This window comes from Pseudomonas sp. DC3200b2 (genome assembly GCF_049895785.1).
Lineage (GTDB): Bacteria > Pseudomonadota > Gammaproteobacteria > Pseudomonadales > Pseudomonadaceae > Aquipseudomonas > Aquipseudomonas massiliensis.
In genome coordinates, this window is the sequence record NZ_JAFCTA010000004.1 from 302,885 (window position 1) to 316,169 (window position 13,285).

Consider the following 13,285-nt stretch of genomic DNA (forward strand, 5'->3'; position numbering starts at 1 on the left):
CCGCGATCGTGCAACGGGCCTTTGCCGGTAACAACTGAAAATCGACGAATGACACGAGCGTGTCACAAAACGCTAACTTATTGTTTTTAGGGGAAACTTAATCAAGGCAGGCGGGTCGTAAGAGATTCGACCCGCCTGCCTGGCGTATGCCGGATCAGATGATCCGCGCGCTTTCCCGTGACCGCTCGAAACGAATGGCCACGAACTTGGACGTTGGCGTGCTGCTGCCTTCGCCTGTGCTCTCCAGAGGTACGAGCGGGTTGGTTTCCGGATAGTAGGCTGCCGCCTGGCCTGCCGGAATGTCGAAAGGCAACAGGGTGAAGCCGCTGACGCGACGCTCGCGGCCGTCTTCCCACACGGAAATCATGTCCACTTTCTGCCCGGGCTGGTAGCCCAGGCGGATAATGTCCGCTTCGTTGGCGAACACCACCTCGCGCTGGCCGCGCACGCCACGGTAGCGATCATCGAGGCTGTAGATAGTGGTGTTGTACTGGTCATGGGACCGCAGCGTCTGCAGGATCAGGTCGGGTACCTTGCCGGTGGCATGGACCCTGTCATGCAGCAGGTCGGCCGGCAAGGCGTTGGCCTTGAAGTTCGCCCGGCCACTGGAAGTGCTCCAGCGGCGCGCCCCGGCGGTATTGCCCAGGTAGAAGCCACCCGGATGCTTGAGCTTCTCGTTGAAGTCGGTAAAGCCAGGGATGGTATCGGCGATCAGGTCGCGGATGCGCTGGTAGTCGCCCACCAGCCACTGCCAGTCCACCGGACGCGGTCCCAGGGTCGCGTGGGCGATGCCGGCGAGAATCGCGGGCTCCGAGCGTTGCAGGGGCGAGAGCGGCTCCAACTGCCCAAAGGACGCATGCACCATGGAGAAAGAGTCTTCCACGGTCACGGCCTGTGGCCCTTCAGCCTGACGGTCGATGTCGGTACGGCCGAGGCAAGGGAGAATCAACGCTTCCTTGCCATGAACCAGGTGACTGCGGTTGAGCTTGGTGCTGATCTGCACGGTCAGTTGGCAATTGCGCAGGGCCTCGGCCGTGCGTGGCGTGTCCGGGGTCGCCTGGGCGAAGTTGCCACCCAGGCCGATGAACACCTTGGCGCGCCCTTCAAGCATTGCATGGATGGCCTCGACCACGTTATGCCCTTGCCGGCGCGGCACCTGGAAGCCGAAGCGCTTTTCCATGGCATCGAGCAGGAATACCGGTGGGCGCTCGTTGATGCCCATGGTGCGGTCGCCCTGTACGTTGCTGTGGCCCCGTACTGGGCACAGGCCCGCGCCTGGGCGGCCGATGTTGCCGCGCAGCAACGCCAGGTTGGCCAGCTCCTGGATGGTCTGCACCGAATGGCGATGCTGGGTGATGCCCATGGCCCAGCACATGATGACCTTGGTAGCCCTGGCGTACATACGGGCGGCGCGCTCGATCTCCACCAACGGCAGGCCGGACTGCTGAACGATCTGCTCCCAGGTGGTGGCATCCACGGCCGCCAGGTATTCCTGCACTGAAGTCGTGTGAGCATTGAGGAATTCGTGGTCGAACACGGCCGGGCCGCCGCTGGCCTGGGCGTCACGCTCCCATTGCAGCAGGAACTTGGCCATGCCCCGAGCGATGGCCATGTCACCACCCAACGCGGGGCGGAAGAACGCCGTGTTGGTGGGGCGGTCGCCGTTGGTGAGCATTTCCAGCGGGTGTTGAGGGTGCTGGAAGCGTTCCAGGCCACGCTCCTTGAGTGGATTGATACATACCACCTGAGCGCCGCGTTCCACCGCTTCGCGCAGGGGTTCAAGCATGCGTGGGTGGTTGGTGCCGGGGTTCTGCCCCCAGACGAAAATGGCGTCGGCGTGCTCGAAGTCCTCGAAGGTCACCGTTCCCTTGCCGACACCAACGCTCTGGGACAGCGCGACACCACTGGCCTCGTGGCACATGTTCGAGCAGTCGGGGAAGTTGTTGGTACCGTAGGCGCGCACGAACAGCTGATACAGGTAAGCCGCTTCGTTGCTGGCCCGGCCTGAGGTATAGAACTCGGCCTGGTCGGGGCTTTCCAGGCTGTTGAGATGGCGGGCGATGAGCGCGAAGGCATCGTCCCAGTCGATGGGCTGGTAGCGGTCCGTGTCGGCGTTGTAGACCATCGGCTGGGTAAGCCGACCCTGGTATTCGAGCCAGTAGTCGCTTTGTTCCAGCAGCGATGTCACGCTGTGACGAGCGAAGAAAGCCGCATCCACCCGGCGCTTGGTCGCTTCCCAGTTCACCGCCTTGGCGCCGTTTTCACAAAACTTGACCATGCCGTCTTCGGGTGACTCGCCCCAGGCGCAGCCCGGGCAGTCGAAGCCGCCGTTCTGGTTGGTCTTGAGCATGGCGCGGATGTTCTTCAGCGGGTTGCCGCTGTACAGCCAGAAGCGGGTGACGCTCTGCAAAGCGCCCCAGCCCGCGGCCGGGCCCTTGTAGGGCTTGAAGCGAGGGGCGGACGCAGGGGCGGTTTCAGCCTTGGAAATGCTCACGATTGATTCTCCATCACGGGGCTATAGACCCGCGGCGCGCTGTGATGCGGCAAGTGAATGAGGTTCAGGCGATGCTGGCGCGCCCATTGGCAGGCCAGGCCGGTCGGGGAGGAAAAGCTCACAAGGGTTTGAATCCCGGCGCGCAGCATTTTCTGGATCAGCTCCAGGCTGCAGCGACTGGTCATGACCACCAGCCCGCCAGTGGTTTCGATACGCTCGCGTTGCAGCGCACCGATCAATTTGTCCAGGGCGTTGTGGCGGCCGATGTCTTCCCGGGCCAGAAGCAGTTCGCCTCCGCGGTTCATGAAGGCGGCCGCGTGCACTGCACCGGAATGCTTGCCCAGGGGCTGAAGCTCGGCGATACGTTCGCGCAGGCCCCCAAGCCAAGCCGGCGGCGGCAGGGGTGCCCGCGCCAATACAGGCAGCGCGGGCAGGGCCTGGTCCATCGCTTCCACGCCACAAAGGCCGCAACCGCTGGTGCCGGCCATCTGCCGTCGGTGATCTTTCAGAGCCCAGAAGGCGCGGCTCGATATTTCGACCTGTGCTTGCCAGGAATCGCCACACGCTTGCAGGCTGATGTCATAGATATCTTCGAGCGAAGGAACGATGCCGCTGGCAAGGCTGAAACCCACCACGAAGTCTTCCAAGTCCCTGGGGCTGACCAGCATCACCGCTTGGCTGATGCCGTTGTACACGATGGCCAGCGCTACCTCGTCAGCCAGGGCGGCGCAGCCTGGCTCGCCACCCTCGAGGGTGGCATAGGCATAGTCCTGGCTGGCGGAAGGCGCTGTCGCAGAGGGCGCCAAGGGAGCAAAACGCGGGATGGACATCGGCAGTACCGGCAGTTTCGTTCATGGAGCCTATGCCGGGTGTGACTGGTCGTCTAATCGCTTGTTCCAATCCGCTGATAGATGGCCTCGATTAAGCCAGGCGGTCTGGCGCCAGACGGGCCCGACAGTAAGCGAAGCAGGCCTCGGCCAAGGGCGAACGCGGTTCCGCTCGGCGCATGATCAGCCCCAGGCCGGCCAGGGTCTGGGCCTGCTCTATCGGCTGCAGGCGCAGATGGTCGGTCAGGCCTTCAAGGCCGCCATGCAGCGGCATGATGGCGCAGCAAAGGCCGCCCTGAACCGCTTGCAGAAGTTGGTGCACCGCATCGGTCTGCAGCAGGGGCTCAGGGTGCAGGCCTCGGCTATGGAAGGCATGATCGATGGACTGGCGAAAGTGCATGCCCACGGTCAACAGCCCAAGGGGCAATGCGTTCACTGCCTCCCAGCTCAGCGGCGCATCATCGAAGTCGAAATGGCGTGGGTCATGAAGCAAGCCCATGCGGGTGTCATTGAGCACCAAGGATTCGAATCGCGTCGGGTCGAGGCGATCCAGGTAGGACACACCCAGGTCCAGGCGGTTGCTGGCCAATTGCTCCAGCAATTGGTCGGAGCTCAGCGAGCTGAGCTCGAAGCGAAGCTCGGGGTGCAGCCCATGCAGGTCGCGCAGTAGGGGAATCGGATCGAAGCTCGACAGCGGTACAACGCCCAGGCGCAGGGTGCCGACCAGGTGTCCTCGGCACGCGGCAGCTTCGGCGCGCAGGCCGTCGTACGCGGCCAGCACGGTGCGCGCCCAGGCCAGGATACGCTCTCCTGGTGGCGTAAAACCTTCGAAGCGCTGGCCTCGGTTCACCAAGGGCAGATCCAGCTCTTCTTCGAGGCTGCGCAAGCGCATGGACAGAGTGGGCTGGGTAATGTGGCAGCGCGCCGCGGCCTGGCCGAAGTGGCGGGTTTCGTCCAGGGCCACCAGGAATTTCAGCTGCTTGATATCCATTCATGCCCCCTGGGAAGCGGGCGAGGCCGCCAGCCCCACAAGCAGCTCGCGAAAGTCGTCCACCGCGGCAAACTCTTCCGTATCCTTGCGGCCTTTGCGACTGTCCGGCTCGCACACCGCCAGCAGATGGCCGATGCCATACGCCCGCGCGCTGCGCAAAATCGGCAAGGTATCGTCGATGAACAGCGCATTGGCGGGAGTAAAGCCGATATCCGCTTCCAGCGCCTCCCAGAAAGCACGGGCTTCCTTTGGATGGCCGTAATCATGGGAGCTGATCAGGCGGTCGAACCAGGGCGCCAGGGCGATGCGCTCCAGTTTCAGCGTGAGTGAGTCCCGGTGAGCGTTAGTGATCAGTACTAGCCGCTTGCCTGCCGCGTGAACGGCAGCCAGGAAAGTATCGGCATGGGGCCGCAAGGCAATCAATTCCGCCACTTCCTGCTTGAGCTCGACGATCGGCAGCTCGAGCTCCCGCTGCCAGAAGTCCAGGCAGTACCAGTTCAACTGTCCGGCGTGGGCTTGGAACAATGGCTGCAGCCTTGCCTGGGCTGCGGCCAGATCGGTGCCATGCAGCTCGGCGTAACGCTGGGGCAGATGGTGAAGCCAGAAGTGGTTATCGAAGTGGAGGTCCAGCAGGGTGCCGTCCATGTCGAGCAGAACGGTGTCGATGTCGGACCAGGCTAAAACAGGCATGAGCAGGCTCCCGGGCGGCGGAAAACAGGCTCGGCGTTCCGCCGAGCCAAGGTATAGTACCCCGTTCAAGCCAAGGAGCCGCCCCTATGCGCCATAAACCCACCGTACTAGGCCGCGAGATCGTCGCCAGCAGCCGTATATTCCGTGTCGAGCAGGTGCAGTTGCGTTTTGCCAATGGCGCGCAGCGGACCTACGAGCGCTTGGTGGGGCATGGCACTGGCCACGGGGCGGTGATGATCGTGGCCATGCTCGATGCCGAGCATGCGGTACTGGTGGAAGAGTATTGCGGCGGCACCGAAACCTATGAGCTGTCACTGCCCAAGGGCCTGATCGAGCCTGGTGAAGATGTACTGGCGGCGGCCAATCGGGAACTGAAGGAAGAGGCCGGTTTCGGTGCGCGGCAGCTTGAATACCTCACCGAGCTGTCCCTGTCGCCGGGATACATGAGCCAGAAGATCCAGGTGGTGCTCGCCACCGACCTCTACGAAGAACGCCTCGAAGGTGATGAGCCGGAGCCCCTCAGGGTAGATCGCGTGAACCTGCGAGGATTGGCGGAGCTGGCCAGCCATCCGGATTTCAGTGAGGGGCGTGCCTTGGCGGCGCTCTATCTGGCCCGAGACCTGTTGATCCAGCGGGGAGTATTCGCCCTGTGAGCTATCCGCATCCATGGTTGCAAAGCGTTGTGGCGTTGGCTCGGGAAGCAGGCGAGGCGATTCTGCCGTTCTGGCGTTCCGGGGTAGAGGTGACAGCCAAGGCTGATGATTCGCCGGTGACCGCGGCAGACCTGGCAGCCCACCATGTGATTCTGAACGGCCTGACCCGTCTCGATTCCAGCGTGCCGGTGCTGTCGGAGGAAGACTGCAACCTGCCCCTGGCCGTACGCGAGCAGTGGAGGCGATGGTGGCTCGTCGACCCCCTCGATGGCACCAAGGAATTCATTTCCGGCAGCGAGGAGTTCACGGTGAACATCGCCTTGATCGACCACGGCGAGGTGGTATTCGGCGTGGTCGCCACGCCGGTCTCCGGGCGTTGCTGGTGGGGCGGCGCGGGCCTTGGCGCTTGGCGCAGCGAGCCCGGGCAGGCGCCGGTGAGGATCCACGCCAAGGCAGAGCCCGCCGCGGGCGAGCCTTTCACCGTAGTGGCCAGCCGGCGTCATTCAAGCCCGGAGCAACAGGCCTTGTTGGCGGGCCTGGAGAGCGTGGTCGGGCCGTTGGCGCTGACCAGCATTGGCAGCTCGTTGAAGTTCTGCCTGTTGGCCGAGGGTACGGCCCACTGCTACCCCCGCCTGGCGCCCACCTCGCAATGGGATACCGCTGCTGCCCAGGGCGTACTGGAGGGGGCCGGTGGCGAAGTGATCAATACCCTTGGCGAGCCGTTCCGCTATCCGGCCCGGGAGAGCTTGCTCAATAGCCATTTCCTGGCTTTGCCGGGGCACGCGCCCTGGCGCTCGGCGCTGCTCTCGCTGTGCCGGGCCTGAACACGACCTGCCAGGGCCCTGGTGAACCCAGCGCCAGCTGGGGAATACTTCGGCAGCTGGCGCTGCCTCCAACAGATCTTGCGCGGACGACCGGTGGGACCCAGCGCCAGCTGGGGAATGACTCGCGGGCGGCGCTGGGTCCAACAAGCGGTTTCAGTCGCTGTCCTCCCCGGTGCCCACGGCCAGGCCGTGCTTGCGCAGTTTGTCATGCAGTGTTTTTCGAGGGATGCCCAAGGCTTCGGCCAGGCTGCGCAATGAAGCATGGCCCCGGGCGATCTCGGCGCTGATCACTTGGCGTTCGAACGCCTCGACCTGCTCGCTCAAGGCGCTGCTTGCGCTACCTGAGGTTTCGGCGGCCATTGCTTCGGTCTCGGCCTGTGGATCGAGGGCCAGGTCCAGGCCCAGGGCGAAGCGCTCCGCCGCGTTCTGCAGTTCCCGCACATTGCCAGGCCAGCCATGTCGCAACAAGGCACTGCGTTGCGCCGGCTGCAACGCCTGGGGCGGCAGGCCGTGGCGCTGGGCGGCGGCGCCGCTGAAATGCTCGAACAGCATGATGATGTCTTCGCCACGCTCGCGTAGCGGTGGTAGGCGAACCGGGGCGACGTTCAGGCGGTAGTACAGGTCGGCACGGAAGCGGCCTTGATCCGCGGCCAAGCGCAGGTCTTCCTTGGTGGCGGCGATCACTCGGATGTCCAGGGCAATCTGTTGGTTGCCACCCAAGCGTTCCACTACCCGTTCCTGCAGCAGGCGTAGCAGCTTGACCTGTACTTCCAGGCTCATGCTCTCGATTTCGTCGAGGAAGAGCGTGCCGCCATTGGCGAACTCAAATTTGCCGATACGTCGTTTTTGCGCGCCGGTGAAAGCGCCAGGCTCATGGCCGAACAGTTCACTTTCAACCACCGACTCGGCCAGGGCGCCAGCATTGATGGCCACGAAAGGGCCTGTGCGACGACTGGAAAGGTCATGCAGCGCCCGCGCCACCACCTCCTTGCCCGCGCCTGTCTCGCCCAGGATAAGTACATCGGCGCGGGTCCCGGCCAAGGCACCGATCTGCTCGCGCAAGCGCGCCATGGCGGGACTGTTTCCCAGAAGGCGAGCGCCCAGGGCCTGACGGTCGCTCAAGGCCAGGCGCAGGCTGCGGTTGTCCAGCACCAGTCGGCGATGGCCCAGGGCGCGGCGTACGCTGTCGAGCAGCGCGTCGCTCGGGAAAGGCTTTTCCAGGAAATCGTAGGCCCCGGCTCGCATGGCTTCCACCGCCAGGGGAACATCGCCATGCCCGGTGATCAGCAGCACGGGCAATTCCGGGTCGGCGGCGTGCAGCCGCTTGAGCAGCGTCAAGCCATCCACGCCCGGCATGCGAATGTCACTGACCACGACGCCCGGCCAGTCTCGCCCGATGCGGCCATCCAGGCCGCTGGCGTCTTCCAGCGCCAGGACGCGCAGGCCTGCCAGGTCCAGGGTCTGGCGCAGGGCTTGACGTAGATGAGGGTCGTCATCCACCAGAACCACATCGGTTTGTGCATTCAGTACGTCAGGCAGGGTCATGCCAGGTCCTCTAGCGGTTGCGGGCTTACCCCGGGCGTGGCGGGGCGCAGGCGCAGGGTCAGCAACGCGCCGCCCTGGGGATGGTTGGCCAGCAGCAGCTCGCCGCCCAGCGCCCGCATGAGGGTGTCGCAGATGGCCAGGCCCAGGCCCAGGCCTTGGGTGCGGGTCTTGGTGGTGAAGAAGGGCTCGCGGGCATGCGCCAGCGCCTCGCTGGTGAAGCCCGGGCCATTGTCGCGAATATACAGGCTGACGCCGTCGATGGACTTGTCTGCGCTGAGCCAGATGCGTCTCGGGTTGGCTTTTTCCGTCAGTGCGTCCAGGGCATTGGCCAGTACATTGCCCAGTACCTGGCGCAGCCGGGTTTCTCCGGCCTGGACCCACAAAGGCGCGTCTGGCAGATCGCGGATCAGCTCCACCGCCATGGCGCGGCGTCGCTTGGCAAGCAGGGCCAGGGCGTCCTCCAGGGCAGGCTGCAAGGCGACGCTTTCCGGGGCGTGACGGTCGCGCCGGGCGAACGCGCGCAAATGCGCGATGATGGATGCCATGCGGGTGGTCAGCTCGCTGATAGCCTTGAGGTTACCCCGGGCCTCGTCGACCCGGGCATGGTCGAGTAGCACGCCGGCGTTGTCGGCATAGCTGCGAATGGCGGCCAGGGGCTGGTTCAACTCATGGCTGATGCTGGCACTCATGGTTCCCAGAGCCGACAGCTTACTGGCCTGGACCAGTTCATCCTGGGCCTGCACGAGTTTTTGCTGGGCCTGCTCGCGTTCCAGTACTTCCTGGCGCAGGCGGCTGTTGAGCTTCTGCAAGGCGCTGGTGCGCTCGCTGACACGTGCTTCCAGTTCCTGCCGGGCCTGGGCCTCGAAGCCCAGGCGATCCAGGTAGTTGCGGCGCCGCTGCATCATCAGCCCGAGCATCAGGATCAGCGCCAGCAAGGCAGCTCCGCCTACCGCCACCACCGTCCGCACCGGGCGGTCTATGAGGCTGCGCGGCGCGAGCAGGTTCACGGTCCAGCCGGTTTCGCTGATGTAGCGGCTTTGGCTGAGCCAGGCGGGGCTGGCCAGGTCCAGGGGGCCCGGGTTGCCGGTGGGGTAGGGCTGGTTCGCGCTGATGGCGGCGCGTTCGGCATCGGTCAGCGGCCGGGTAGAGCGGTAGCGCCAGTCAGGCTTGGAAGTAAGGATGACCACGCCATATTGGTCTGTCACTACCAGTTGCTCGGGCGTGCGGCCCCAGAGCGTTTCGGTGTGGTCCAGATCGACCTTGACGACCAGGGCGCCCAGGGTCTGGTCGTGGTCACGCACGCCGGCGGCGAAGAAGTAGCCTCGCTTGGCCGAGGTGGTGCCCAGGCCGAAGAAGCGGCCCAGGCGCCCGGCGATGGCGTCGTTGAAATAAGGCCTGAAAGCGAAGTTGCGGCCCACGAAGCTGTCTTTCTGCTCCCAGTTGGACGCCGCCAGGGTATTGCCCGCCGGGTCCATCAGGTACATCACTTCAGCGCCGGTCTGCGCGCTGATGGTCTTGAGCAGGCGGTTGGCCGCGTTGCGCAGGGTCAAGTCGGTCGGGTTGGCCAGCAACTGGCGCAGCGCGGGCAGGTCGCCAAGGATTGGCGGCAAGGCTTCATAGCGGCTCAAGGTGCCCAGCAGGTTGGCCACATAAAGGTCGAGGGTTTGCCGGTTCTGGCTGACCAGTTCGCTGCGGTAGTAACGGTCTGCCAGTTGCTGCAGGGGCAACAACAAGGGGGCCAGGCAAAGGGCGACCAGGGCGAGGTTACGCCAGCGTGGCCGAGGGGGAAGGGCGGGCTTGATCATGCCGCCATGTTAACCCACCCGGCCGTGCACCCGTTACGCCCCGCGCAGGCACTCCAGCAGGCCGTCGTGCCAGGGGGCCTGGCGCACGCCCCACTCGCTGGCCAGGCGTTCGCAGTCCAGGCGCGAGTTGAGCGGCCGGCGCGCGGGCGTCGGATATTCGCTGGACGGAATCGGGACCAGGTTCGCGCACGGCTTGCCGGCCTGGCGCAAGGTCTCGCCGATGGCCTCGGCGAAGCCGAACCAGGAGGTTTCACCGCTGGCGGTAAGGTGGTACAAGCCCCAGGCGCCGGGCTGGCCGGCCTGCCAGCGCTCGATCAGCCGCACGGTGCTGTCCGCGATGGTGCCGGCCCAGGTTGGCGCGCCTATCTGGTCGGCGACCACTTTCAACTCGGGTTTCTCCTGCAGCAGGCGCTGCATGGTGAGCAGGAAATTGCGGCCATGAGCGGCATAGACCCAGCTGGTGCGCAGGATAAGGTGCTCGCCCCCCACCGCCTGGATGGCCTGTTCGCCAGCCAGCTTGCTTTGGCCATACACACCCAGGGGGGCGGTAGGGTCGGTTTCCACGTAGGGCGCGGGCTTGCTGCCATCGAACACGTAGTCTGTGGAGTAATGGATCAGCGGCGCTCCGATACGGGCGGCTTCCTCGGCCAGCACGCCAGGCGCCGTGGCGTTGATCGCAAAGGCCAGTTCCGGTTCGCTTTCAGCCTTGTCCACCGCGGTGTGGGCGGCCGGGTTGATGATCAAGCCCGGCTGATAGGCCCGCACCTGCTCACGGATGGCGCTCGGGTCGGTCAGGTCAAGGGTGGCGCTGCCCAGCACACTGAGCTGGGCCTTGCCCGCCAGGCGGCGTTGCAGCTCGGTGCTGACCTGACCCTTGGCGCCGATCAGCAGCACTTTCAAGAGAGCGCTCATGGAAACAGGTCCGCCTCCGGCAGCAGCTTGCCTTGCTGGTCCTTGGCCGACAGTCGCGGCTCCCGCCCTTGGAGCTGCCAATCGATGGCCAGGGTCGGGTCATTCCAGGCGATGCACCGCTCGGCGCTCGGGGTGTAGTAGTCGGTCGTCTTGTAGAGGAAGTCCGCCGATTCGCTGAGTACCACGAAACCGTGGGCGAAGCCTTCGGGGATCCACAGCTGCCGCTTGTTTTCCGCTGACAGCAGGACGGTTACATGCTGGCCGAAGGTAGGCGACTGGCGACGAATATCCACGGCCACGTCCAGCACCTCGCCGTTGACCACCCGCACGAGCTTGCCCTGGGGATTCTGGATCTGGTAGTGCAGGCCGCGCAACACGCCGCGCTCAGATCGGGAATGGTTGTCCTGGACGAAGGTGACGCGGCGACCGGTGGCTTCCTCGAAAGCCCGTTCGTTGAAGCTTTCGAAGAAGAACCCGCGGTCATCGCCGAAGACCCTGGGCTCGAAGATCAGAAGATCCGCGATGGAAGTGGTTACCGTGTTCATCGAGCTTCCCGCGCCAATGCGAAGAGGTACTGGCCATATCCGGTTTTACCGAAGGCATTGGCCCGTACCAGCAATTGTTGTTCGTCGATCCAGCCGTTCATGAAGGCGATTTCTTCCAGGCACGCTACTTTCAGGCCCTGGCGATGCTCCACGGTCTGTACGTACTGGGACGCTTCCAGCAGGCTGTCGTGGGTACCGGTGTCGAGCCAGGCGAAGCCTCGGCCGAACCGCTCCACATGCAGGTCGCCACGGGCCAGGTAGGCATTGTTGACGTCGGTGATTTCCAGCTCGCCCCGGGGCGAGGGCTTGACGTTGCGGGCGATCTCCACCACGTCGTTGTCATAGAAGTACAGGCCGGTGACCGCGTAGCTGGACTTGGGCGCCTTCGGTTTCTCTTCGATGGACAGCGCGCGGCCGGCCTCGTCGAACTCGATGACCCCGAAGCGCTCCGGGTCCTTGACCCAGTAGCCGAACACCGTTGCCCCGCTCGGGCGGGCGACCGCCCGTTGCAGCTGCCCGGAGAAGTGCTGGCCGTGAAAGATGTTGTCGCCCAGGATCAGGCACACAGGATCCTTGCCGATAAAGGACTCACCAATCAGGAAAGCCTGGGCCAGCCCGTCGGGCGAAGGCTGCTCGGCGTAGCTGATATGGATGCCGAACTGACTACCGTCGCCCAGCAACTGACGGTACTGAGGAAGGTCCAGCGGAGTGGAGATGATCAGCACTTCCCGGATGCCGGCCAGCATCAGCACGGAAATGGGGTAGTAGATCATCGGTTTGTCATAGATCGGCAACAGCTGCTTTGACAGCCCGAGGGTGATCGGGTGAAGCCGGGTGCCGGAGCCTCCCGCCAGAACGATGCCTTTCATGCGATCAGGTCCTTCGGTTCGCTGTTGCCCAGACGCTCGCGCTGGTAGCTGCCATCCTGCACGCGGCGGCACCACTCCAGGTTTTCCAGGTACCACTGCACGGTCTTGCGCAGGCCGGTCTGGAAGGTTTCTTTAGGTACCCAGCCCAAGTCGCGCTCGATCTTGCTGGCATCGATGGCGTAGCGCAGGTCGTGGCCGGGGCGATCCTTCACGAAGGTGATCAGATCAACGTAATTGGCCACGCCCGCCGGGCGGTTCGGCGCGAGTTCTTCGAGCAGGGCGCAGATGCCACGCACCACATCGATGTTCTTCTGTTCGTTGTGGCCGCCGATGTTGTAGGTTTCACCCACCTCGCCACGGGTCACCACCTCGAGCAGCGCCCGGGCGTGATCTTCCACATAAAGCCAGTCACGCACTTGCAGGCCGTCGCCATACACGGGCAAGGGCTTGCCTTCCAACGCGTTGAGAATCACCAGCGGAATCAGCTTCTCGGGGAAGTGATAGGGGCCGTAGTTGTTGGAGCAGTTGGTGACCACCACCGGCAGCCCATAGGTGCGGTGCCAGGCGCGGACCAGGTGGTCCGAGGCGGCCTTGCTGGCCGAGTAGGGCGAGCTGGGCGCATAGGGCGTGGTTTCGGTGAAGAGGTCGTCCACCCCGTGAAGGTCGCCGTAGACCTCGTCGGTGGAAATATGGTGGAAGCGGAACGTTGCCCGGGCAGGAGCATCCAGGGCCGACCAGTAGGCGCGGGTGGCTTCCAGCAGGGCGTAGGTTCCGACGATGTTCGTCTGGATGAACGCCGAAGGCCCGTCGATGGAGCGGTCTACATGGGATTCGGCCGCCAGGTGCATGATCGCCTCGGGCTGGAAACGCGCCAGTACCTTGGAAATGGTGGGCTGGTCGGCGATATCGGCCTGTACGAACTCGTAGCGGGTATTGGTGGCAATGCTGGCCAGGGATTCCAGGTTGCCGGCGTAGGTCAGCTTGTCCACATTGAGCACGTCGTGCTCGGTATTTTCGATGAGGTGTCGTACCAGGGCCGAACCGATGAAGCCGGCCCCTCCAGTGATGAGGATTCGCATGTTTACGGGCCTTTATCCTTAAGCCGCCAATAATAAATGAGCATACTTTGT

Annotated in this window: 12 protein-coding genes; 2 read left to right on the forward strand and 10 right to left on the reverse strand. The window is 64.3% G+C overall.

What is annotated here, in order from left to right; all coding sequences use genetic code 11:
- Positions 1-154: 154 nt before the first annotated feature.
- From ACP691_RS14090 to yrfG, 4 genes are all read right to left on the reverse strand, one after another.
- On the reverse strand, positions 155-2,488 hold the full coding sequence (locus tag ACP691_RS14090; protein ID WP_426151108.1) for an FdhF/YdeP family oxidoreductase: 2,334 nt from the start codon (positions 2,486-2,488) through the stop codon (positions 155-157).
- Positions 2,489-2,490: 2 nt separating this feature from the next.
- Entirely contained in the window at positions 2,491-3,324 is an 834-nt protein-coding gene (fdhD, locus tag ACP691_RS14095; RefSeq protein WP_426150629.1) for a formate dehydrogenase accessory sulfurtransferase FdhD, read from the reverse strand.
- 91 nt (positions 3,325-3,415) lie between these two features.
- Positions 3,416-4,312 (reverse strand): LysR family transcriptional regulator, encoded by an 897-nt coding sequence (locus tag ACP691_RS14100; RefSeq protein WP_040260210.1) that lies wholly within the window; start codon positions 4,310-4,312, stop codon positions 3,416-3,418.
- Positions 4,313-5,002, reverse strand: coding sequence for a GMP/IMP nucleotidase (yrfG, locus tag ACP691_RS14105; protein ID WP_040260208.1), 690 nt, complete (start codon positions 5,000-5,002; stop codon positions 4,313-4,315).
- Positions 5,003-5,088: 86 nt separating this feature from the next.
- Between yrfG and nudE the strand changes: the two genes are divergently transcribed.
- Both nudE and cysQ read left to right on the forward strand, forming a co-directional pair.
- On the forward strand, positions 5,089-5,655 hold the full coding sequence (gene nudE / locus ACP691_RS14110; protein ID WP_426150627.1) for an ADP compounds hydrolase NudE: 567 nt from the start codon (positions 5,089-5,091) through the stop codon (positions 5,653-5,655).
- A complete protein-coding gene (gene cysQ / locus ACP691_RS14115; protein ID WP_426150624.1) occupies positions 5,652-6,479 on the forward strand; it encodes a 3'(2'),5'-bisphosphate nucleotidase CysQ in 828 nt (275 codons plus the stop codon). The genes nudE and cysQ overlap by 4 nt, the downstream gene beginning before the upstream one ends.
- Positions 6,480-6,632: 153 nt before the next feature.
- Here cysQ and ACP691_RS14120 read toward each other — a convergent pair whose 3' ends face one another.
- From ACP691_RS14120 to rfbB, 6 genes are read right to left on the reverse strand one after another with little or no spacing between them, the layout of a single operon-like run.
- Positions 6,633-8,024: a sigma-54-dependent transcriptional regulator gene (locus tag ACP691_RS14120; RefSeq protein ID WP_426150622.1), complete on the reverse strand. Its 1,392-nt coding sequence runs from the start codon at positions 8,022-8,024 to the stop codon at positions 6,633-6,635.
- A complete protein-coding gene (locus ACP691_RS14125; RefSeq protein WP_426150620.1) occupies positions 8,021-9,829 on the reverse strand; it encodes an ATP-binding protein in 1,809 nt (602 codons plus the stop codon). The genes ACP691_RS14120 and ACP691_RS14125 overlap by 4 nt, the downstream gene beginning before the upstream one ends.
- 33 nt (positions 9,830-9,862) lie before the next feature.
- On the reverse strand, positions 9,863-10,741 hold the full coding sequence (gene rfbD / locus ACP691_RS14130) for a dTDP-4-dehydrorhamnose reductase (protein ID WP_426150617.1): 879 nt from the start codon (positions 10,739-10,741) through the stop codon (positions 9,863-9,865).
- Positions 10,738-11,286 carry a dTDP-4-dehydrorhamnose 3,5-epimerase gene (rfbC, locus tag ACP691_RS14135; protein WP_426150615.1) on the reverse strand — a complete coding sequence of 183 codons (549 nt, stop codon included), beginning with the start codon at positions 11,284-11,286 and terminating at the stop codon, positions 10,738-10,740. Before rfbC ends, rfbD begins: the two co-directional genes overlap by 4 nt.
- Positions 11,283-12,155 (reverse strand): glucose-1-phosphate thymidylyltransferase RfbA, encoded by an 873-nt coding sequence (gene rfbA, locus ACP691_RS14140; RefSeq protein WP_040260196.1) that lies wholly within the window; start codon positions 12,153-12,155, stop codon positions 11,283-11,285. The genes rfbC and rfbA overlap by 4 nt, the downstream gene beginning before the upstream one ends.
- Positions 12,152-13,234 (reverse strand): dTDP-glucose 4,6-dehydratase, encoded by a 1,083-nt coding sequence (gene rfbB, locus ACP691_RS14145; RefSeq protein ID WP_426150613.1) that lies wholly within the window; start codon positions 13,232-13,234, stop codon positions 12,152-12,154. Before rfbB ends, rfbA begins: the two co-directional genes overlap by 4 nt.
- Positions 13,235-13,285: the final 51 nt, after the last annotated feature.

Bases quoted from the DNA above. Each gene is read 5' to 3' on its own strand.
- rfbB (WP_426150613.1), bottom strand. From the start codon at position 13,234: ATGCGAATCCTCATCACTGGAGGGGCCGGCTTCATCGGTTCGGCCCTG.
- yrfG (WP_040260208.1), bottom strand. From the start codon at position 5,002: ATGCCTGTTTTAGCCTGGTCCGACATCGACACCGTTCTGCTCGACATG.
- nudE (WP_426150627.1), top strand. From the start codon at position 5,089: ATGCGCCATAAACCCACCGTACTAGGCCGCGAGATCGTCGCCAGCAGC.
- fdhD (WP_426150629.1), bottom strand. From the start codon at position 3,324: ATGTCCATCCCGCGTTTTGCTCCCTTGGCGCCCTCTGCGACAGCGCCT.
- rfbA (WP_040260196.1), bottom strand. From the start codon at position 12,155: ATGAAAGGCATCGTTCTGGCGGGAGGCTCCGGCACCCGGCTTCACCCG.
- ACP691_RS14100 (WP_040260210.1), bottom strand. From the start codon at position 4,312: ATGGATATCAAGCAGCTGAAATTCCTGGTGGCCCTGGACGAAACCCGC.
- rfbD (WP_426150617.1), bottom strand. From the start codon at position 10,741: ATGAGCGCTCTCTTGAAAGTGCTGCTGATCGGCGCCAAGGGTCAGGTC.
- ACP691_RS14120 (WP_426150622.1), bottom strand. From the start codon at position 8,024: ATGACCCTGCCTGACGTACTGAATGCACAAACCGATGTGGTTCTGGTG.
- rfbC (WP_426150615.1), bottom strand. From the start codon at position 11,286: ATGAACACGGTAACCACTTCCATCGCGGATCTTCTGATCTTCGAGCCC.
- ACP691_RS14125 (WP_426150620.1), bottom strand. From the start codon at position 9,829: ATGATCAAGCCCGCCCTTCCCCCTCGGCCACGCTGGCGTAACCTCGCC.